We start from the raw sequence: 19616 nt of genomic DNA on the forward strand, positions 1-19616 counted from the left end.
ATGGCCCCGTCACAGGGCCATTTTTTCTCGCGCTGTTACAGCGCAATCAAGTGATTGTCCCATGCCCAATGGCCTTCAACGGGTATCAAGGTCTCAACCCCATTTGCGCGATGCACCAACCCTCCATCACGTGTAATCAACAACCCGCCATCTGGTGCCGAAGCGACACCAGACGCGGTGCCGTGATGCGCTGATCCAAGCGGTCCTTTGTCAGCATCAAAATAGATCACCGTGTTGCCCCTTGGCCCCGTAACGGCGGTGTCCCCGGACTTTGCGCAGATCGCAACCGAGCCAGCATAGTTTTTCAGAAGACTGTCATCGGGGTGTGGCATGAATTCGAATTCAGCCCCGATACGATGACGCAGGACAAGCGGCACATGCCGAGTTGGCGTGCCCTGCCACTGCAAAGCTGCCACGACGGCACCGTCGCCATCAATTGCAATATGGCGGATCGAGTTCTGGTGCATTTCACCGGTCAGTTCTGCCTGATCCAAAATCGCGGCTTCTGCCGTCAGATAGGTCAGGTTGGTACGCATAGTCGGCAGGTTCAGTTTCGCACGCTCCATATCGGGATGGGTTTGGATGCCGCCATTGGCAACAACAAAACCGCCGTTTGGCTGGCGGAGAATTTCGTGAGGACCGATCCCGCCGGACGACACTTCTCCCACACGGCGATAGCCATCAGTTGCGTCCCAGATACCAAGGACACCTGCCGCGGCGTCATAATCGTTTTCTGTGGTGAGCAGGGTTGTACCATCAACCGAAAAAGCCCCGTGCCCGTAGAAATGCCGACCTTCGGGCGTTTTCAGACGTGCAATTTCGCGGCCATTGGCACAGTCAATCACAACAGCGAAGCGGCCCGGGCGGCGGGCAAATGCCACAGCATGAGCCGCCCGCGGGTGGACTGCCGCGGCATGTCCCCGATTGGGAATCGGAATTTGGAATACCACTTCACCACTATGCGTCAGCCCCACGAGCCATGATGTTCTGTCAGCTTTGTTTCCTGCTGTGATGAAATCGGGCGCACCGGCTGCCGCCCATGACGGTGCGACCAGACCACCCAATCCAAGGCTGACCGAGGCTCCTGCAAGAAAACTGCGGCGTTTCATGTCAATCCCCGTCACCAGCGCTGAACCCGGCATCAATGCCCAGAAACTCTCCGATTTCCTGGTCTAGCTGAAGCTTTAGATAGTCCAGTTTGGTTTGCAGCGCCTCCACGCGGATGCGCATCTGCGGATCGTCAAACGCCTCGGACAGTGGTGCTCCGATGGCTTGAATGCGCGTCTGAATATCCCGCGCGCTCTGTGTGACTTTGGCCCGTGTTGCGTCGGGGATGGTATCGGCAAAACCACTGTCGACAACTTCGATCAAGCCGTCGATCTGCGCGATCATGATGTCATTTGTTATACCGGATCGCCATGCTTCGGCCCGCGTGGGGAAGCTGCGATCATAGGTGCCGAGTGCACGCCCGATCCGGTGCTCGCGCAACCGCAGGATTGAAAAGTCCAGCGCTGTGATGATCTGGCGGGTAAACTCCTGATGTGACAGATAGACCGGATTGTCAGGACCCGCGTGTCTGACAAGGTCGGCCCAACCATCGGGCGCAAACCAGCCATCATAAAGTGCGTGTCCAATCTGGGCCAGATTTCCAGCCACACCGACAAGGGCCGGACAGGTCTGAACATCATCAAACAGCAGCCGCTCAAGCGCTGGCAAGCCTTGGGTGCCGGCGCTGGATGCGGCGATCACGGCAGGGATTGCCTGTTCGCCTTCCGGGCGCTTTAGAAGATCAGTCACCGCGCGACCGACAAAGTTCTTTTTGTCAGGAAAGAAATTGACCGTGAGTGCCGCTGCCTGGGTTTCGATTGGGCCGAACTGATAGGCATCCAGCGGGGCCCATGCACGCCACGCATCTGCAAAAGCATCTTCGATCAAGGTGCGGTCAGCAGACGTTTCACAATATGCGGTTGCGGCGTCGAACAGGGAGGCAGTTTCGTCTTGAAACTTACCAAACTGATGTTCCAGAGCGGCAAGCATGCGGTCGGTCAATGCGTTGTAGTCGATGGCTGGGGTCTGGTCAGCAGCCCACAAAATCGAGGGCAAGATGCTGGCGGTTACAAAGGTTACTAGGTTTTTCATAGTGATTCCAAAAACGCGATCAGGGCAGCACGATCTTCCGAACCCAACAGGCGGGTGTTTTCGCGCGCTGTCGCAGCTTCGCCACCGTGCCACATAATTGCTTCTAACACTGTGCGCGCGCGTCCGTCGTGAAGAAAGCTCTTTTGTCCGCTGACCTGTTCGGTTCGCCCCAACCCCCACAAAGGCGCTGTGCGCCATTCCCGTCCCGTGGCGTGCCATTCCGGGCGGTGATCGGCCAATCCGTCGCCCATGTCGTGCAACAGCAGGTCTGTGAATGGCCAGATCAGCTGAAAGGACCGCACGGGATCGTCTGGCAATCGGTGTGTCACAAAGGCAGGCTGGTGGCAGTCTGCACAGCCCGATGAATGAAAGACAGACTTCCCTCTGAGAACCTGCGCATCATTTGCATTCGCGCGAACCGGAACCGCAAGATTGCCGGCGTAGAACGCCATGAGATCCAGCGCCGTGTCGCCAAGCTCCTGATTGTCCTGCGGGGCCGAATTGCCATTGCGTGCGGTGCGGCAGTTTGTCTGCTGCGCAGTGCAGTCGCCATACGGCGTGGGAAACAGAGTGCTGGACAGGCCAATATCGCCGTTCGCTGCGTCGGCGGTCTGCTGACGTATCGTAGGATTGCCCGCTTTGTGGCCAAACCGGCCCAGCATCCATTGATCAAATTCGCGCGACCAGACGCGGTTGGGGCGGCCGGAAATGCCGTCTTTGTCGGTGTCGACGGGGTCCGCATTTGCCAGAATGTCTGCTTCCGGGATCGCTTCCATTAATCCCAATCCGATCATTTGCGGCGCGATGCGCGGAGAGGTCATGGTAAGTTCGTTCAATGGGCCTTGGCTGGATGACGCCAGCGTGTAGGTTGGGGCCTGCAACTCGACGACAAGACCGTCCGCCATGGTGACATGCTGGGTTTCGTAGTCAATGCGAAGTGAGCCTTCGGCCAAGTGCCCCGATATTGCTCGATCTTGAATTTGAGACCCGTAAAGGGGATCGGGATAGACTAGGCCATCCGAGGTAATTTGCGACAAACGTAGAACCAGACCGGGGGTCGGGTCATTAGGGTCTTCTGGTGGATGACCTCGCCCATCATTGATGTGACAGGCGGAACAGGCACGGGCGTTGTAAAGTGGGCCAAGTCCGTCCGATGAAATGGTCGAAGCGGGCCCCTGGACCCAGAGCTTTTCGAACAGAGCCTCGCCCAGCCTGAAATCCAGCGCCTGTATGGCTGTCAGCCCTGACGCTGGTTCCGAAAACGGTGCATGAACCGGAGGAGACATCGCGGTGGCTGCACCTGCAGATCGGCTTTCGTAGGGCGAACCTTTATGAAGGTCAGACGCGACTGCGGCGTCAATCCGCAGTTTCTCAGCTTCGGTGCGGGGGATGGGGGCAAGATGCGGCTCACCCCAGGGGGGCAAATCATCAGCCATCGCAACGTGGCCACCAATAATGAAAAGCACCAGACAAAGCGGGCCGCGCATCTCAGGCTCCTATAGAATGCGCCCCGTTTGTATTGCGGCAAGCCGATAAGGTAAAGTGACTCTGATAAAAATAGTCGGGATTATCTTGCTTCGCTACAGCTTCGCGTTTTTGCGCACAAAGGCTTCGATTGCATTGGCTGGAATCGCCCCGGCATGACGCGCAATTTCTTTACCGTTTTGATACAGGATTAGTGCGGGAATGCCTCGAATGTTGTTTTTCACAGACACTTTGGGGTGGTCTTCCGTGTTGATCTTCGCGAACCGGGCTTGCGGAGACATCGACCGGGCGGCCTGCGCAAAGGCTGGGGCCATCGACCGACACGGGCCACACCACGGAGCCCAGAAATCCACCAACAAAGGCGTGTAATCGTTCTTGGCGGCTTTGGACAACGTGGCGGGATCCAACTCACGCACCTTGCCGTCGTTCAGTTTTGCGCCGCACGTGCCGCATTTGGGGCCAGCGCCCAGCTTATCGGTTGGCACACGGTTTACGCTGCCGCATTCAAGGCAGGTCAATTTGGCTGAGCTGGACATCGGGTGCTCCTTTGAATTCTGTAAGTTGCATATGATAGTGGCAGCTGCAGTCGTCAAGAGATCAAACCGTGCTAAGCAGAATGCTGGTTTCACTGTTGGTGATACCCTCGACAACCCTCACATCGCGCAGCACCCGATCAAAATCCGTCAGACTTTCGGCGGTTAACTGTGCCACTAGGTCCCATTTCCCGTTTGTCGAGTGCAAACTGCGCAGCTCTGGCAACCCGCGTAGTCGCTTTATAACGGCAGTGGTGGATCGCCCAGACACTTCGATCATCATGATTGCATGAACGCCGTCAGGGCCATGGTCCTGTCGTGCGCGAATCGTGAAGCCCAGAACCGCGCCGCTGTCCAATAGACGGTCAAGGCGTGCCTGCACCGTGGCGCGTGACACACCGAGTATTTCGGCCAGTTTTGAGATAGGCGCGCGGCCATCTTCACGCAAGATTGCGATCAGGTTGCGATCAAGGTCGTCAAAAATATGCATAACATTTTGCTAAGTGAAATAACCAAATATGACAAGCAATTGTGTAATCATTTATAGTTATGCATATTATTTTTTAAAACATGAAGATGTTATGCTTGGATATTCAAATTGTTCCGAGACCCAGATGCCACAATCTTCACTCCAGGCGCCAAGCGCTGTGATCATGATCCGCCCTCATCATTTCCACCCGAATGCCGAAACGGCGCGGGACAATGGGTTTCAAACGGATGCACCTGCGAATGCCGCTGAAAAATTGGCCAAGCAGGCACAGTCCGAGATCACAATGGCAGTGCAGACGTTACGCGAAGCGGGCGTTCAGGTTCACCTGTTTGATGATCCACGCGATGACCGCCCGGACGCTGTGTTTCCGAACAACTGGTTTTCGACCCATCCCGGCGGGCATGTCGCTGTGTATCCAATGTATTCGCCGAACCGCCGGATCGAGCGGCGGTCTGATGTGCTTGAATTGCTCAAGCAACGTTATCGGGTACAGGACATCATCGATTATTCCGGGCTGGAGCAGGATGGGCTGTTTCTGGAAGGCACAGGAGCGATGGTTCTGGATCATGTTGAACGCGTCGCCTATGCTGCCCGGTCCAAACGTACCAGCGAAGTGCTGCTGGAACGGTTCTGCACACATTTCAACTATGAGCCCATGGTGTTTGATGCCTATGACGCTGCCGGTCTGCCGATCTATCATACTAATGTGTTGATGTGCATTGGTACCGACGTAGCGTTGATCGGGCTGGAAACGATTCACAATGCCGTGCGTCGCGAAGAACTGCGCGAGCGCTTGGCGCAAGGGGACCGCGATATCGTTGAACTGACACAGGATCAGATTGCAAATTTCGCAGGCAATGCGATTGAGTTGCAAGGGCGGGACGGTCGCCTATTGGCCATGTCAACGCGCGCTGCAAATGCCCTGTCTCCCACGCAACGCCAAAGAATCGAAGCGCATTTGAAGATATTGCCGCTGGAAATCCCTACAATCGAAATGGCGGGAGGGTCCGTGCGTTGCACCATTGCTGGAATCCACCTAAGCCCGCGTCCGCAATCCAACCCGGAAGGAGAGGCCCAATGACCAACATCCATCTGCTAGGTGCCCCAATAGAAGAAGGTGCTGGTCGTCGCGGCTGCATCATGGGGCCAGCGGCCTATCGTACTGCCGGTTTGGCTGAGGAACTGTCGTCGCTGGGCCACGAGGTCACCGATCTGGGCGACGCGCAACGCGATGAGGTTGGCGCGATTGAAACCGAACACACTCACCTGAAATTCCTACCGCAAGTTGCGGGTTGGGTACGCAGCCTGCACCGCCACGCCTATGATCTGGCAAAGCAGGATGTGTTACCAATCTATCTGGGTGGTGATCATGCGTTGTCGATGGGCACCGTAACCGGCCACGTCGCCGCCGCAGCCGAAATGGGGCGCCCACAATTCGTCTTGTGGCTGGATGCACATTCCGATTTCAATGTCCCCGCGTCCTCGCCCAGCGGCAACATCCATGGCATGCCGGTGGCGTTTGCTTGCGGGTTGGAGGGGTTCCCCGACATGTTAGGCAAACCCTTGCCTGCGCCGTTGGATCCGCAAAAGGTCTGCATGATCGGACTAAGGTCCGTGGACGGGATGGAGCGGGATTTGCTGCAAGCTTCAGGCGCACATGCTTATGACATGCGGGCCATTGACGAACACGGTATGGCCAAGCTTCTGTTGCCGTTTCTGGATCGCGTCGCGCAGGCCAACGGTCTGCTGCACGTCAGCCTTGATGTGGATTTCATTGAACCAGATATCGCACCCGCTGTCGGCACCACGGTTCCCGGTGGCGCCACATTCCGCGAGGCGCATCACATCATGGAAATGCTGCATGACAGTGGGCTTGTCAGTTCGCTTGATCTGGTCGAACTGAACCCGTTTCTTGACGACCGTGGTCGCACCGCCCGGTTGATGGTCGACCTGACCGCGAGCCTGTTTGGCCGGCGCGTTCTGGATCGCCGCACACAAAGTTACTGATCGTCGAAAGGACTTCCCATGCCTCCACTACCTTCTGAACTTGCTTATGTGCCTTTCGTGTCGGTTGAACACATGATGGGACTTGTCCACCATATCGGCATCGAGAAAGTGCTGATCGAACTCGCTGACGAAATCGAAGCCGATTTCAAACGGTGGGAGTTGTTTGACAAAACCCCACGCGTGGCCAGCCACTCTGACGTAGGGGTGATTGAGCTTATGCCGACTTCGGATGGCGAGATGTATGGCTTTAAATACGTGAACGGCCACCCCAAAAACACCAAAGAAGGGCTGCAAACTGTTACGGCTTTCGGTCTGCTGGCCGATGTGAACAGCGGCTATCCCAAGCTGCTCAGCGAAATGACAGTGCTGACTGCACTGCGCACAGCGGCGACCTCTGCGATGGTTGGTAAGCATCTGGCCCCAAAAGGTGCGACCACGATGGCGATGATCGGCAATGGTGCGCAATCGGAATTCCAGTGCCTGGCCTTCAAGGCGATCTGTGGCATCGACACGGTGCGTCTTTACGACATTGATCCGGCAGCGACCGCGAAATGCGCGCGAAACCTTCAAGGACAAGGCCTGACCGTGGTACCGTGCAAGACAGGCGAAGAAAGCATGGAAGGCGCACAAATCATCACGACCTGCACCGCAGATAAGCAGTATGCGACCATTCTGACCGACAACATGATTGGTGAGGGGGTGCATATCAACGCTATCGGCGGAGACTGCCCGGGTAAGACCGAACTTCACCGCGATATCCTGCTGCGCTCAAACATCTTCGTGGAATATCCCGAACAGACATGGATTGAGGGTGAAATTCAGCAACTGGATAAAGATCATCAGATTACCGAGCTGTGGCAGGTGATCACCGGTCAGGCAGCGGGTCGTCGTACCGACAAAGAAATCACATTGTTCGACAGTGTCGGTTTCGCAATCGAGGATTTCTCGGCTTTGCGCTACATCCTCAAGTCGATCGAAGGTACAGAGTTCTTCACCCAGCTTGATATGCTGGCAGACCCGGATGACCCGCGCGATCTGTTCGGAATGCTGGAGCGGTCGAAAGCCTAAGATACTGAAAGAAAAACTACGGGCGATGGATCACTCCACCGCCCGTTTTTTGTTCGTAGGTTTCGCGATGCTCAGCTTTCGTCGGCATAGTCCGCCAAAGGCGGGCAGGTGCAGACCAGATGACGGTCGCCATAGGCGTTGTCCACTCGGTTGACCGGCGACCAGTATTTGTCCACCCGGAAGCTGCCCGCCGGGAAACACCCCTGTTCGCGCGTGTAAGGACGATCCCATTCACCCACGAGGTCGACATAGGTATGCGGTGCGTTCTTCAGCGGGTTGTTTTCCGGGTCGATCTTACCGTCTTCGATCTCGCGAATTTCTTCACGGATCGCCAGCATAGCGTCGCAGAAGCGATCCAATTCGGCTTTGGTCTCGGACTCGGTCGGTTCAATCATCAACGTGCCTGCCACCGGCCAGCTCATCGTCGGTGCGTGAAAGCCGTTGTCGATCAGTCGCTTGGCGATGTCATCAACGGTAACGCCCGCGCTGTCAGCATAGGGGCGCGTGTCGATGATGCACTCATGCGCCACACGGCCATTGTTCCCGGTGAACAACACGTCGAACGCGCCTTTCAGTCGGGCAGCAATATAGTTGCCGTTCAGGATTGCTACCTTTGTGGCTTGCGTCAGGCCATCGCCGCCCATCATCAGGACATACGCCCAGCTGATCGGCAGGATCGAACCTGAACCGAAGGGTGCTGCAGACACCGCGCCCTCTTCCCCGATCAGCCCATTGCCCGGCAGGTGCGGCGCAAGATGTGCTTTGACCCCAATCGGGCCCATGCCGGGGCCACCGCCGCCATGCGGAATTGCGAAGGTCTTGTGCAGGTTCAGGTGGCTGACATCGCCGCCAATCTCGCCGAGTTTGGACAGGCCGACCATGGCGTTCAGGTTGGCACCGTCGATATACACCTGCCCACCGTGATCATGCACAATCTGGCATACTTCACGCACCGTGGCTTCGAACACACCGTGGGTCGAAGGATAGGTGATCATGCACGCGGCCAGCTTGTCGCCTGCCGCTTCTGCCTTGGCGCGGAAATCTTCAAGGTCGATATCCCCGTTCGCCGCCGACTTTACCACAACCACATCCATATCAACCATGTGTGCCGAGGCCGGGTTCGTCCCGTGCGCGGAAATTGGGATCAGGCAGATGTTGCGATCGCCCTGCCCATTGGCGCGGTGATAGGCCTGAATGGTCAAAAGCCCTGCATATTCGCCCTGTGCGCCCGAGTTGGGTTGCATCGACATATCGTCATAACCAGTGATCAAGCATAGCTTTTGCTTCAGATCCTCGATCATCTCGGCGTAGCCTTCGACCTGATCTTCAGGTGCCATCGGATGGATATAGGCAAACTCGCGCCATGAAATCGGCATCATCTCTGCCGCCGCGTTCAATTTCATGGTGCACGACCCCAAGGGGATCATGGCGCGATCAAGGGCCAGATCGCGATCCGCCAAACGACGCATATAGCGCATCATTTCGGTTTCCGCCCGGTTCATGTGGAACACGGGGTGGGTCAGATACTCGGACGTGCGCAGGCTGTCGTCTGGCAGACGATATTCGTTGTCGCTGTCGTCATAGTTGCGGGTGATGCCAAAGGCGCGCCAGACACCTTCAATCACTGCGGGGCGGGTGGCTTCATCCAGTGTGATGCCTACATATTCGCTGTCGACGGGACGCAGGTTGATGCCTTCCTCGCGCGCCGATTTCAGTACGGTGTTCTGAAGCGCACCCACATGTACGGTGATCGTATCGAAGAAGTGTTTCGAGGTGATGGTGAATCCCGCATCCTCAAGCCCTTTGGCTAGACGAACGGTTTTCAGATGCACGTCCTGCGCGATGGCTTTCAGGCCTTCGGGACCGTGGAACACCGCATAGAATCCTGCCATCACTGCCAGCAGCGCTTGCGCCGTACAGACGTTCGAAGTCGCTTTTTCGCGGCGGATGTGTTGCTCGCGGGTTTGCAGCGACAGCCGGTAGGCCTGATTGCCGCGCGCATCGACAGACACTCCAATCAAACGACCCGGCATGTTACGTTTATGCTTGTCGGCAGTTGCCATGTAAGCCGCGTGCGGACCACCAAAGCCCATTGGCACGCCAAAGCGCTGTGATGATCCGACGGCGATGTCGGCCCCCATCGCGCCCGGTTCTTTCAAAACCGTCAGAGCCAGCGGATCGGCAGACACGATACCAACGGCGCTTGCTGCGTGCAGGGCGGTGATCTGGTCGGTGAAGTCACTGACGCGGCCATAGGTGCCGGGATACTGGAAGATCGCGCCGAAGACGTCGTCCGCGACAAGATCTTTCTCGGGGTCACCGATGACGATCTCGATGCCAAGGGGAGCCGCGCGGGTTTTCATCACCGCGATGTTTTGCGGATGACAACCTTCGTCGACGAAGAACTTGGTTGCTTTCGATTTGGCGATACGCTGCCCCATAGTCATGGCTTCAGCACAGGCGGTGGCTTCGTCCAGCAACGATGCGTTGGCTATTTCCAGCCCAGTCAGATCTGAAATCATGGTCTGGAAGTTCAACAGTGCCTCAAGACGTCCTTGCGAAATCTCGGGCTGATAGGGTGTGTAAGCTGTGTACCACGCAGGGTTTTCCAGAATGTTGCGTTGGATCGCAGGTGGAGTGACGGTGCCGTGATACCCCTGACCAAGCAGTGAACGCATGACCACGTTCTTCGCCGCAACATAACGCATCTTGTGCAGTGCTTCGCGTTCGGACAAGGCCGGACCCCAGTCAAGCGCTTCATTCTGTCGAATGCTATCGGGCATGGTCTGGCTGATCAGATCGTCCAGATCCTTAACGCCGACGGTTTCGAACATCTCATCCATTTCGGTGGGCGAGGGGCCAATATGGCGGCGGTTGGCGAAGTCATAAGGTTTGTAACCAGTTGGCGCGAAGGGCATGGGCTTTCTCCATACGGGGGCGTGACAGTCGGGCGGGGGTAGTCAAGCCCCCGCGCAGGTTGTTCAATTGGGCAAGGCCCGAGGTTCAGCCGATGAACTTCTTGTACCCGGCTTCGTCCATGTAGTCGTCCAGCGGGCTGGTGTCAGAGGCTTTGATTTTGAAAAACCAAGCTTCACCTTCAGCGTCTTCGTTGACCTTGGTGGGCTCATCCACAATGGCTTCGTTCACTTCGACCACTTCACCATCAAGCGGGCTGAGAATGTCAGACGCGGCCTTGACGCTTTCGATCACGACAATCTCGTCATCCTTGGATACGGTGGCGCCGACCTCGGGAAGTTCGACAAAGACAACATCGCCAAGTTGTTCGGCAGCATGGGCGGTGATGCCTACAACATAGACGCCGTCTTCTTCGCGTAGCCATTCATGTTCTTCGGTGTATTTCATTCTGAGTCTCCTGCTGGATTTCTTGAATCAACGTTTATAGGTGGCGGGGCGGAACGGCATGTCCGCTACCGTAACAGGCAGGCGCTTGCCGCGTACATCGCCAAAAAGTTTCGTGCCAGTTTCGGCGTGGTCAATGCTGACGTAACCCATGGACATGGGGCGTTCTATCGACGGACCAAAAGCGCCAGAGGTCACGTGCCCAATCGGGCCGTCGGCATCCTCTGATGAAAATAGCTCGGTCCCGGCCCGCATGGGTGCGCGACCTTCCGGCAACAACCCAACACGGCGCCGGCTCGCACCGTTTTCAAACTCGGCCAGGATGCGGTCGGCCCCGGGGAAGCCGCCTTCGCGCTCGCCACCAGTCTTGCGCACTTTCTGCACGGCCCATTCAAGTGCACCTTCGACGGGCGTGGTCGTGGTGTCGATGTCATTTCCATAAAGGCACAACCCGGATTCAAGCCGCAAACTGTCACGCGCGCCGAGGCCGATAGGCTCGACAGTATCAATGGCAATCAAGGCGCGGGCGAATGCTTCGGCGTTTGCTTCTGGGACGGAAACTTCATAACCGTCCTCACCTGTGTATCCCGAGCGGGAAATCCAAAGTTCGCCAAAATCACTGTCCGTGATGGCAACGTCCATAAACTTCATCGCGGCGGCTGAAGGCACAAGACTGGACAGAGCTTCTTCAGCGGCGGGGCCTTGCAGGGCCAGAAGGGCCCGGTCGTTGATCACGTCGATCTCGCAATCTGTCAGATGCGCATGCATGTGGGCGATGTCGGCGTCTTTGCAGGCCGCATTGACCACGAGAAACAGGTGATCCCCGCGATTGGCGATCATCAGGTCATCCAGAATGCCGCCATCGACATTTGTAAACAGGCCATAGCGTTGACGTCCTTCGGCAAGGGCCATAACCGACTGGGGCACAAGGCGTTCTAGTGACTGAGCTGGATTATCGCCGCGCAGGATCACCTGACCCATATGGCTGACGTCAAACAGGCCAGCCGCCGCGCGCGTGTGCAAATGTTCCTTCATCACGCCAAGTGGATATTGCACAGGCATTTCATAACCCGCGAATGGCACCATCTTGGCACCAAGCTCAACGTGAAGGTCATAAAAACCTGTCCGCTTCAAATCGTCTTGGGATGCACCCATGGTCATTCCTCCATCTGTCGCCGGAATGCTATGGAAGCCATGCGTCCGACATCTTTTGAACGCTTGCGCGTTCATTGATGCCCCCTCTGTCCTTGTCGCCTGAGATCGTTATCCCTTCGGCGGGCATCTAGTGCCTCTCTCCAGAGTCCTGTGCGCCACATCGGTCCTTGGGCCTGAGAGTTTACCAGGGCGGTTGCTCCTTCGGCACTGGCGTTCGCCAGATTCTCCCGATGCGATGACGCTAAGTTAGCCGCCCGGATCGGTTAGAGCAAGAGCTTGAATGCAACCGTATGCGGCGTCATAGTATCTGTCATGAACGACCCCTATTTCTTCGGCTATGGTTCGCTGGTGAACCGTCGCACCCATTCATTTCAGAACACTCAGCCCGCGCAGGTGTCGGGCTGGCGGCGGGCTTGGCGCCGTTCGCCGCTTAGGAAGGTATGCTATCTGACGGCGGTGCCTGACCGTGCGGATTACATAGAAGGGGTGATCGCTTCGGTACCCGGCGCAGATTGGGCCGCACTGGACGAGCGCGAGCGGGCCTATGCGCGCGTTCCGCTTGGACCGGAGTTGCGACATCAAGCCGGTGCGGTGGATGTGGCAATATATGCTATCGAACATGATAAACATTTTGAGCCGACAGACGAAAACCCGGTTCTGCTCAGCTATCTTGATGTAGTGGTGCAGGGGTATCTGTCCGAGTTCGGCATGACAGGCGTCACGCATTTCTTCGAAACCACGGAAGGCTGGCACGCGCCGATTTTGAATGACCGCGATGCACCAATGTACACGCGCGCGCAAAATTTGACTGAGGACGAGCGTCAGATAGTGAACGAAGGCTTGTCGCGTTTATCGGCGAAAGTGAAACAGGGAAATTCGCTTGGTTAGCCGCTGATACGACTCGGCGTCAGTGTCGTATCGGGCCGGAGCCACCCTGCGCAATGTACTGGCGGACAACACCAAAGCAATGGCCGCAAAAATCAACCCACCTGCAGCCTGCCCGATCAACACGCCCGGAGCGCCCCACAGGGATGCGCCCAGAATGACAAGTGGTATGGTGCCCAATGTTTGACGCCCCCAATTGATCCAAGTGGAATAGAACGGGTGACCGAGATTGTTGAAGCTGGCATTGGTGACAAAAATCACGCCGTTGAAAAACCACGCGAGCGCCAATGGGCCACAGAACAGAAAGACAAGATCGCGGCTTAAACCTTCGGCATTGAACAGATCCGCAATAGGCGCGCGCAGGATAAACAGGATTGCGCTGACACCAACCGAAACGCAGAGGACAAACAGCAACCCGTCACGTATTGCGCGGCGCACTCGGTCTAATTGACCCGCCCCGAAATTTTGGCCGACGATGGGGCCGATGGCTCCGGACAGTGCAAAAATCACGGCAAAGGAAACCGGGACTAGTCGCCCGACGATGGCCATACCTGCTACGGCTTCTTCGCCGAATTCAGCCATGGCGCGGGTGACATAGGCCTGACCAACAGGCGTTGCAAACTGGGTCAGGATGGCAGGCAGGGCGATTGTCATGATGGCGGTGAAATCAACCTTGAAATCAACCGATCGGGGGCGGTCCAGCCCGCCATGATGGCGCAGCACGGGGTAAATCGACATGATCGCGATGGTGGCTCGCGCGCAGACCGAGGCAAGGGCAGCACCGGTCAGTTCGAGGTCCAATCCAAAGATCAGGATCGGGTCAAGCACCGCATTGACAACGCCGCCCCAGATTGTCGCCATCATGGCACGGCGTGCATCCCCATGCGCGCGCAAGATTGCGCCGCCGACCATGCCTACGATCAGAATTGGCAGGCTGGGAAGGATGATCCTAAGATATCCTGTGGCAAGCACCAATGTCTCGCCGGATGCACCCAATAGTGCGGTCAGTTGGGGCACGAATATCCAGACAATGGCGGCGAACACGCTTCCGATCACAACACCATACAGAAGGGCCGTCGCAGCACGCCGTTTTGCGGTTTGCTTGTCGCCTTCGCCCAATGCTCGTGCAACCAGCGCCCCTGCGGCAATGGACATTCCGATGCCAAACGAAGTCGTGAAGAACAGGATCGCACCGGCATAACCCACGGCCGCTGCGAGTTCTTCATGGCCAAGCATCGAGATGAAAATCATATCGACAAGGTCGACAAGGAAGATAGCCATCAAACCAACAGACGCGGTTAGCGACATAACCGTTATATGACGCATCAGATTGCCGCTTAGGAACGTCGCCTGTGCGGCGCCTGCGTTTGTCGGTTGGGCCATCATTATCTCCTGTCACGCCTGTTCAGCATGCAGGAGAGAGACGCGGTGGACCAGAGGCAATTGTCGCGTGGCTAATGCATGACCCGCGTGTGGGGTCAGCCCTTTGCGCGGATCACTTGCAGCAGCGGCAGAAGGGCCGACATGTCCGGCCCGTGGCTCATGCCAGTGACGGCTTTGCGCAGCGGCATGAACAGCCCGCGCCCTTTACGGCCCGTGGCTTCTTTCACGGCGGCGGTCCATTTTGACCAGCTGTCGGCGTCGTAAGGACCATCGGGCAGAAGCCCCATCGCGGTTGCGACGAACTCGCGGTCTTCTTCGTCGATCAGCGGCTCGGCGCCGTCGCGGCACAGGGTCCACCAGGCCTCCAGATCGCCAAGCGTTGTGATGTTCTCACGCGCGACGCTCCAGAACGCGTTGGCTTTGTCGGCGGGAACACCAAGGCCGTCGAGCGTGTCCGCGACTGCTGTGACAGGCAGGTGCGACAGATAACGCGCCGTCAGCGGAAACAGGTCCTCGACATCGAACTTGGTGGGGGCAGAACTGAAACTCGACAGGTCGAACCCCTCGACGATTTCATCCAGCGAATTGCGAAGCTCGACCGGTTGCGATGACCCCAGACGGGCCAACAGGCTCAGCAATGCCATCGGCTGCACGCCGCGTTCGCGCAGGTCACGGATCGCCAATGTGCCAAGACGCTTTGACAGCGCCTCGCCCTGCGGGCCGGTCAGAAGCGAGTGGTGGGCGAAGGATGGCACCTTGCCGCCCAGGGCTTCGATAATCTGGATTTGTGTGGCGGTGTTAGTCACATGATCCGACCCCCGCACCACGTCCGTGATGCCGAAGTCGATGTCATCACAGACCGACGCCAGCGTATAAAGAAACTGCCCGTCACCCCGGATCAGCACCGGGTCAGACACGGACGCCGCATCAATCGAGATGTCACCCAGAATGCCATCGGTCCAGTTGATCCGCTCGTGATCCAGCTTGAACCGCCAGTGACCCTGCCCACGTTCTTCGCGCAGCTTGGCTTTTTCATCGTCAGCCAGCGCCAACGCCGAACGGTCATAGACCGGCGGCTTGCCCATGTTCAGTTGCTTCTTGCGCTTAAGGTCCAGCTCGGTCGGTGTCTCGAAGCACTCATAAAACCGACCCATATCGCGCAATTGCTGTGCGGCTTCTTCATAGCGGTCCAGCCGGTCGGATTGCTTTTCGACCCGATCCCATGTCAGGCCCAGCCATTCCAAGTCTTCCTTGATGGCATCCGCGTATTCCTGTTTGGACCGCTCGGGGTCTGTGTCATCAAGGCGCAGGATGAATTGTCCGCCCGATTTGGCCGCGATCAAATAGTTGAACAGCGCGGTGCGCAGGTTGCCAACATGGATGTAGCCGGTGGGCGAAGGTGCAAAACGGGTGGTGGTCATGGGTCAGGTCTCCTTGGCTCGACCCTCTTTCATACTGGCCCGCTTTTGTCCATATAATCTGGTATGACTCGCAAATACGCCCCCTCCATCACTGATATCGAAGCGCTTGCCCATGACGCCCGGCAACGCTTGCCGCCTGCCTTTGTCGAAAAGGCGCTGGAGGTCGCGATCCGGGTCGAGAACATGCCGAATGCCGTCCTACTGTCCGAGATGGAAATCGAAGATCCGTTCGAGTTGACCGCCGTTTACGAAGGGATCCCTCTGACGCAGAAATCTGTATCCGATCAGCCCTTCGCGCCGGACACGGTCACGTTGTTTCGCCGTCCCATTCTGGATGAATGGGCGTCGCGCGGGGATGTTTCGCTGGCTGAACTGGTTGGGCACATCGTCGTGCATGAATTTGCCCATCACTTCGGATGGTCGGACGAGGATATCGCGCAAATTGATCGTTGGTGGGAATGATCAGCTGGGCCGAACCTTCCATGTCTTGTCCAGTTCGCGAAGTCCTGCGCGGATAAGTTCGGCCAATACGTCCCGATCAATATCGGCCAGTTTGTTTACGTAAAGACAGGACTTGCCCATCTTGTGTTTGCCAAGCCGGGCCAGAATGTCACCGAAATCCGCATATCCCGGCATGATATAGATTGAATGGCGCGCCTTTCGCGGGGAAAATCCGGTGGCCAGAAAATCTCCCTCGCGCCTGCTGTCATAGCGGTAGTGATAGCGGCCATAGCCGATGATGGAAGGTCCCCACATCGCAGGTTGAAACCCCGTGACATCGCGGAACAACTGGTCAAGCGTGTGGGCATCCTCGCGTTTTGACAAGGGTTGGACCGCCGCGATGAAATCGGTGACGGCCTGTCCGGTAGGTTGGGTTTTAGTGTCGCTCATGTTCTGCCAATGTGCTTGCTTTCTAGGCATGTCACGATTGCGTGACGCTATCCATTTCTAGTCGCATTTCCAGTATAGTGCAGGTTCGATTTTCATCAAAATCTGCTCTTACTGGGAGGTCACTCATGAAAACTTTTTCTTTTCCAAATCTGTCGCGTCGGCATCTGTTGATGGCGGGCGCAGCTGCCCCTTTGGCCGGACTGGCCACAGCTCCTGCGTACGCTTTTGCCCCGCAAACGGGATTGACCACCACTGCATCGCAGACCGTAAAACTTGGGGAATTTGAGGTTACGACACTTTTGGCGGGCAATCGAACAGTGGAAGATCCGCAAAGCATATTTGGCATGAATGCCAGTGCAGAAGAGTTCGCGGCGGCGTCAGAAGCCGCAAATATTTCAACAGCCGCCGCTCAATTTTTCTTTACGCCGACATTGATCAACACTGGGTCTGAACTTGTATTGTTTGACACCGGATTGAATGCCGAAGGGATCACAGCTGCACTGGCGCGGGCGGGATACACGCCCGACCAAGTGGACATCGTTGTGATCACCCATATGCACGGGGACCATATCGGCGGGCTGTCTGGCGATGCGGGCGTTACTTTCCCCAATGCGCGCTATGTCACCGGAGCGGTAGAGTTCGATCATTGGGCAGCGGCGGGCAACGAAGGTTTTGAGGCAAAGGTCGCCCCACTGGCCGAGCAAACCACGATGATCAATGGTGGCGACACTGTCATTTCGGGCGTCGAATCTGTCGAAGCCTTTGGGCACACGCCCGGCCACATGGCTTACCGTATTGAAAGTGAAGGCAAGTCGCTGCTGATCGCGGCGGATTTCGCCAACCATTATGTCTGGTCACTGGCTTACCCGGATTGGGAAGTGAAGTTTGACCAAGACAAATCCGCAGCTGCCGACACTCGCAAAACGCTGTTGGGAATGCTGGCAGCCGAAAAGATGCCCTTCATCGGTTATCACATGCCATTTCCCGCGCTGGGCTATGTCGAGGAACGTGACGCAGGCTTCCACTATGTGCCGCATAGCTATCAGCTTTTGATGGGCTGATGCGCAAGCGGCGGGGCGATCAGCTTTCGTCCCGCCAGCGGTTCACAATCGGATAGCGACGATCCAACCAGAAGCTGCGCATGGTCAGACGGGTGCCCGGCGCGGATTGGAAGCGTTTGTATTCCGAGATGAAGATCAGGTGCTCGACCTTCTTGACGGTCGCGCGGTCAAACCCTTCGGCCACTAGTTCGGCCACCGATTTTTCGTCGTCGATTAGGCCCTCAAGGATACCGTCCAGCACCTCGTAAGGTGGCAGGCTGTCTTCGTCCTTTTGATCCGGGCGCAGTTCAGCGGAGGGGGGTTTGTCGATGATCGATACCGGGATCACCTCGCCCTCGGGGCCTTCCATCCAGTCGCGGTGATTGGCGTTGCGCCAGCGGCATTGCTCAAACACCCGCGTTTTATATAGGTCTTTGATCGGGTTATAGCCGCCGGACATATCACCATAGATCGTGGCATATCCCACGGCGACCTCGGATTTGTTTCCTGTGGTCAAAAGCATCGCGCCAGTCTTGTTGGACAGCGCCATAAGCAGCAGACCACGCAGACGCGACTGGATGTTTTCCTCGGTCACGTCAGGTTCGGTGCCTTCAAAAAGCGGCGCCAGAGTATTGGTAATCGCGTCACGACCTTCTTTGATCGGCACGATGTCATAGGAGCAGCCAAGGCGCTGGGCGATGTCCTTTGCGTCATCCAGTGAGCTTTGTGATGTATATTCCGAGGGCAACATGACACAGCGCACGTTCTCCGGCCCAAGTGCATCAGCAGCAATGGTCGCGACAATCGCGCTGTCGATCCCGCCGGACAGGCCAAGAAGCACCTTTTTGAAGCCGGTTTTACCCATGTAGTCACACAGGCTTTCGACCATCGCGCGATAGTCCTGTTCCCACTCATCCCCATGCACGGCAATGGGGCCGGGGGTGATGCGCCATCCGTCATCTGTCAGGTTCAGATCGACGTGCCGGATTTCTTCGTCGAAGGTCGACATGCGGAACGCAAGCTCTCCGCCTGGGTTCAGCGCGAAAGACCCGCCATCGAACACTTGATCGTCTTGCCCGCCCACCATGTTCAGATAGATCAGCGGCAGCCCCGTTTCGACGACGCGCGCCACCATGTGGTTAACGCGAACGTCGAACTTGCGTCGGTAATAGGGCGAGCCGTTGGGTATCAGCAGAAACTCGGCCCCGCTTTCGGCTAGAGTTTCGCAGACGTCCTCGCCATGCCACGCGTCTTCGCAAATCGGGATGCCGACACGGATATGACCCATGGCAATTGGGCCTTGTGGATCGGCAGATGTAAACTGCCGTTCTTCGTCAAACACTGTGAAATTGGGCAGGCGTTGTTTCAAAACACGTGCCGCTACTTTGCCTCCGTGCAGAATGTAATAGGCGTTGAACAGATGCGTGCCATCATGGAACGGGCCTCCAATGCAGATTGCGGGGCCATCCGCACATTCTGAGGCCAGCTGCTCGACTGCCGCCATCGCATCGCGGAAAAACTGGGGGCGCATCACAAGGTCTTGTGTCTGATAGCCGGTGATAAACGCTTCGGGCAGGGCCAACAGGTCGCTGCCCGCGGACTTTGCTTGCTCCCACGCAATGCGCGCTTTGTCAGCATTGGCCGCAATCGCTCCGACGGTGGGGTTTAGTTGTGCCAACGTCAGGCGGAAATGGTCACTCATCGCGCGTATCCTTGTGGCCCGGCGATCCCTGCCGGGTTTGATCTTGCGCACAGATGT

At 57.1% G+C, this 19616-nt stretch carries 18 protein-coding genes and 1 riboswitch; of the genes, 6 read left to right on the forward strand and 12 right to left on the reverse strand.

Annotation, left to right across the window (positions count from 1 at the left end; translation table 11 throughout):
* Nucleotides 1-35: 35 nt before the first annotated feature.
* From MWU51_RS01100 to MWU51_RS01120, 5 genes are all read right to left on the reverse strand, one after another.
* Nucleotides 36-1109, reverse strand: coding sequence for a DUF1513 domain-containing protein (locus tag MWU51_RS01100; protein WP_247033360.1), 1074 nt, complete (start codon nucleotides 1107-1109; stop codon nucleotides 36-38).
* A gap of 1 nt (nucleotide 1110) precedes the next feature.
* Nucleotides 1111-2139, reverse strand: coding sequence for an imelysin family protein (locus MWU51_RS01105; RefSeq protein ID WP_247033362.1), 1029 nt, complete (start codon nucleotides 2137-2139; stop codon nucleotides 1111-1113).
* A complete protein-coding gene (locus MWU51_RS01110) occupies nucleotides 2136-3626 on the reverse strand; it encodes a di-heme oxidoredictase family protein (protein WP_247033364.1) in 1491 nt (496 codons plus the stop codon). The genes MWU51_RS01105 and MWU51_RS01110 overlap by 4 nt, the downstream gene beginning before the upstream one ends.
* Nucleotides 3627-3719: 93 nt before the next feature.
* Nucleotides 3720-4160 (reverse strand): thioredoxin TrxC, encoded by a 441-nt coding sequence (gene trxC, locus MWU51_RS01115; RefSeq protein ID WP_247033371.1) that lies wholly within the window; start codon nucleotides 4158-4160, stop codon nucleotides 3720-3722.
* 61 nt (nucleotides 4161-4221) lie between these two features.
* Nucleotides 4222-4647, reverse strand: a complete 426-nt coding sequence (locus MWU51_RS01120) for an Lrp/AsnC family transcriptional regulator (RefSeq protein WP_247033373.1) — start codon at nucleotides 4645-4647, stop codon at nucleotides 4222-4224.
* A 163-nt stretch (nucleotides 4648-4810) separates the two neighbouring features.
* Between MWU51_RS01120 and MWU51_RS01125 the strand changes: the two genes are divergently transcribed.
* From MWU51_RS01125 to MWU51_RS01135, 3 genes are read left to right on the forward strand one after another with little or no spacing between them, the layout of a single operon-like run.
* Entirely contained in the window at nucleotides 4811-5728 is a 918-nt protein-coding gene (locus MWU51_RS01125; protein ID WP_247033375.1) for an arginine deiminase-related protein, read from the forward strand.
* Nucleotides 5725-6654: an arginase gene (gene rocF / locus MWU51_RS01130; RefSeq protein WP_247033389.1), complete on the forward strand. Its 930-nt coding sequence runs from the start codon at nucleotides 5725-5727 to the stop codon at nucleotides 6652-6654. The genes MWU51_RS01125 and rocF overlap by 4 nt, the downstream gene beginning before the upstream one ends.
* An 18-nt stretch (nucleotides 6655-6672) precedes the next feature.
* Complete coding sequence (locus MWU51_RS01135; protein WP_247033391.1) at nucleotides 6673-7722, forward strand: ornithine cyclodeaminase; 1050 nt, start codon at nucleotides 6673-6675, stop codon at nucleotides 7720-7722.
* Between the two features lie 71 nt (nucleotides 7723-7793).
* On the opposite strand, the gene gcvP is transcribed toward MWU51_RS01135, so the two are convergent.
* The 3 genes from gcvP to gcvT all read right to left on the reverse strand — a co-directional run bounded on the left by gcvP (nucleotide 7794) and on the right by gcvT (nucleotide 12237).
* Nucleotides 7794-10640 carry an aminomethyl-transferring glycine dehydrogenase gene (gene gcvP / locus MWU51_RS01140; RefSeq protein ID WP_247033401.1) on the reverse strand — a complete coding sequence of 949 codons (2847 nt, stop codon included), beginning with the start codon at nucleotides 10638-10640 and terminating at the stop codon, nucleotides 7794-7796.
* Between the two features lie 85 nt (nucleotides 10641-10725).
* Complete coding sequence (gene gcvH / locus MWU51_RS01145) at nucleotides 10726-11085, reverse strand: glycine cleavage system protein GcvH (protein WP_247033403.1); 360 nt, start codon at nucleotides 11083-11085, stop codon at nucleotides 10726-10728.
* Nucleotides 11086-11112: 27 nt separating this feature from the next.
* Nucleotides 11113-12237: a glycine cleavage system aminomethyltransferase GcvT gene (gene gcvT / locus MWU51_RS01150; RefSeq protein WP_247033405.1), complete on the reverse strand. Its 1125-nt coding sequence runs from the start codon at nucleotides 12235-12237 to the stop codon at nucleotides 11113-11115.
* A gap of 151 nt (nucleotides 12238-12388) precedes the next feature.
* Nucleotides 12389-12477, reverse strand: a riboswitch (glycine riboswitch).
* A 72-nt stretch (nucleotides 12478-12549) separates the two neighbouring features.
* On the opposite strand from gcvT, the gene MWU51_RS01155 reads away from it, so the two are divergent.
* Nucleotides 12550-13125 (forward strand): gamma-glutamylcyclotransferase family protein, encoded by a 576-nt coding sequence (locus tag MWU51_RS01155; protein ID WP_247033407.1) that lies wholly within the window; start codon nucleotides 12550-12552, stop codon nucleotides 13123-13125.
* Here MWU51_RS01155 and MWU51_RS01160 read toward each other — a convergent pair.
* Nucleotides 13087-14505, reverse strand: coding sequence for an MATE family efflux transporter (locus MWU51_RS01160; RefSeq protein WP_247033415.1), 1419 nt, complete (start codon nucleotides 14503-14505; stop codon nucleotides 13087-13089). The two genes, MWU51_RS01155 and MWU51_RS01160, sit on opposite strands and share 39 nt — an antisense overlap.
* A gap of 95 nt (nucleotides 14506-14600) precedes the next feature.
* Nucleotides 14601-15926: a glutamate--tRNA ligase gene (gene gltX / locus MWU51_RS01165; protein ID WP_247033417.1), complete on the reverse strand. Its 1326-nt coding sequence runs from the start codon at nucleotides 15924-15926 to the stop codon at nucleotides 14601-14603.
* A 63-nt stretch (nucleotides 15927-15989) separates the two neighbouring features.
* Here gltX and MWU51_RS01170 point away from each other — a divergent pair, with 63 nt between their 5' ends.
* Nucleotides 15990-16388, forward strand: a complete 399-nt coding sequence (locus MWU51_RS01170; protein WP_247033419.1) for a metallopeptidase family protein — start codon at nucleotides 15990-15992, stop codon at nucleotides 16386-16388.
* On the opposite strand, the gene MWU51_RS01175 is transcribed toward MWU51_RS01170, so the two are convergent.
* A complete protein-coding gene (locus MWU51_RS01175; protein ID WP_247033423.1) occupies nucleotides 16389-16817 on the reverse strand; it encodes a DUF1801 domain-containing protein in 429 nt (142 codons plus the stop codon).
* Nucleotides 16818-16942: 125 nt separating this feature from the next.
* On the opposite strand from MWU51_RS01175, the gene MWU51_RS01180 reads away from it, so the two are divergent.
* Nucleotides 16943-17878 carry an MBL fold metallo-hydrolase gene (locus tag MWU51_RS01180; protein ID WP_247033425.1) on the forward strand — a complete coding sequence of 312 codons (936 nt, stop codon included), beginning with the start codon at nucleotides 16943-16945 and terminating at the stop codon, nucleotides 17876-17878.
* Nucleotides 17879-17897: 19 nt separating this feature from the next.
* On the opposite strand, the gene MWU51_RS01185 is transcribed toward MWU51_RS01180, so the two are convergent.
* On the reverse strand, nucleotides 17898-19559 hold the full coding sequence (locus tag MWU51_RS01185; protein WP_247033427.1) for an NAD+ synthase: 1662 nt from the start codon (nucleotides 19557-19559) through the stop codon (nucleotides 17898-17900).
* Nucleotides 19560-19616: the final 57 nt, after the last annotated feature.

It is taken from the genome of Aliiroseovarius sp. F47248L, assembly GCF_023016085.1.
Classification (GTDB): Bacteria; Pseudomonadota; Alphaproteobacteria; order Rhodobacterales; family Rhodobacteraceae; genus Aliiroseovarius.

What these genes read in the sequence shown, in the direction of transcription:
- MWU51_RS01100 (WP_247033360.1), bottom strand. Translation starts at nt 1,109, where the DNA reads ATGAAACGCCGCAGTTTTCTTGCAGGAGCCTCGGTCAGCCTTGGATTG.
- MWU51_RS01105 (WP_247033362.1), bottom strand. Translation starts at nt 2,139, where the DNA reads ATGAAAAACCTAGTAACCTTTGTAACCGCCAGCATCTTGCCCTCGATT.
- MWU51_RS01110 (WP_247033364.1), bottom strand. Translation starts at nt 3,626, where the DNA reads ATGCGCGGCCCGCTTTGTCTGGTGCTTTTCATTATTGGTGGCCACGTT.
- trxC (WP_247033371.1), bottom strand. Translation starts at nt 4,160, where the DNA reads ATGTCCAGCTCAGCCAAATTGACCTGCCTTGAATGCGGCAGCGTAAAC.
- MWU51_RS01120 (WP_247033373.1), bottom strand. Translation starts at nt 4,647, where the DNA reads ATGCATATTTTTGACGACCTTGATCGCAACCTGATCGCAATCTTGCGT.
- MWU51_RS01125 (WP_247033375.1), top strand. Translation starts at nt 4,811, where the DNA reads ATGATCCGCCCTCATCATTTCCACCCGAATGCCGAAACGGCGCGGGAC.
- rocF (WP_247033389.1), top strand. Translation starts at nt 5,725, where the DNA reads ATGACCAACATCCATCTGCTAGGTGCCCCAATAGAAGAAGGTGCTGGT.
- MWU51_RS01135 (WP_247033391.1), top strand. Translation starts at nt 6,673, where the DNA reads ATGCCTCCACTACCTTCTGAACTTGCTTATGTGCCTTTCGTGTCGGTT.
- gcvP (WP_247033401.1), bottom strand. Translation starts at nt 10,640, where the DNA reads ATGCCCTTCGCGCCAACTGGTTACAAACCTTATGACTTCGCCAACCGC.
- gcvH (WP_247033403.1), bottom strand. Translation starts at nt 11,085, where the DNA reads ATGAAATACACCGAAGAACATGAATGGCTACGCGAAGAAGACGGCGTC.
- gcvT (WP_247033405.1), bottom strand. Translation starts at nt 12,237, where the DNA reads ATGGGTGCATCCCAAGACGATTTGAAGCGGACAGGTTTTTATGACCTT.
- MWU51_RS01155 (WP_247033407.1), top strand. Translation starts at nt 12,550, where the DNA reads ATGAACGACCCCTATTTCTTCGGCTATGGTTCGCTGGTGAACCGTCGC.
- MWU51_RS01160 (WP_247033415.1), bottom strand. Translation starts at nt 14,505, where the DNA reads ATGGCCCAACCGACAAACGCAGGCGCCGCACAGGCGACGTTCCTAAGC.
- gltX (WP_247033417.1), bottom strand. Translation starts at nt 15,926, where the DNA reads ATGACCACCACCCGTTTTGCACCTTCGCCCACCGGCTACATCCATGTT.
- MWU51_RS01170 (WP_247033419.1), top strand. Translation starts at nt 15,990, where the DNA reads ATGACTCGCAAATACGCCCCCTCCATCACTGATATCGAAGCGCTTGCC.
- MWU51_RS01175 (WP_247033423.1), bottom strand. Translation starts at nt 16,817, where the DNA reads ATGAGCGACACTAAAACCCAACCTACCGGACAGGCCGTCACCGATTTC.
- MWU51_RS01180 (WP_247033425.1), top strand. Translation starts at nt 16,943, where the DNA reads ATGAAAACTTTTTCTTTTCCAAATCTGTCGCGTCGGCATCTGTTGATG.
- MWU51_RS01185 (WP_247033427.1), bottom strand. Translation starts at nt 19,559, where the DNA reads ATGAGTGACCATTTCCGCCTGACGTTGGCACAACTAAACCCCACCGTC.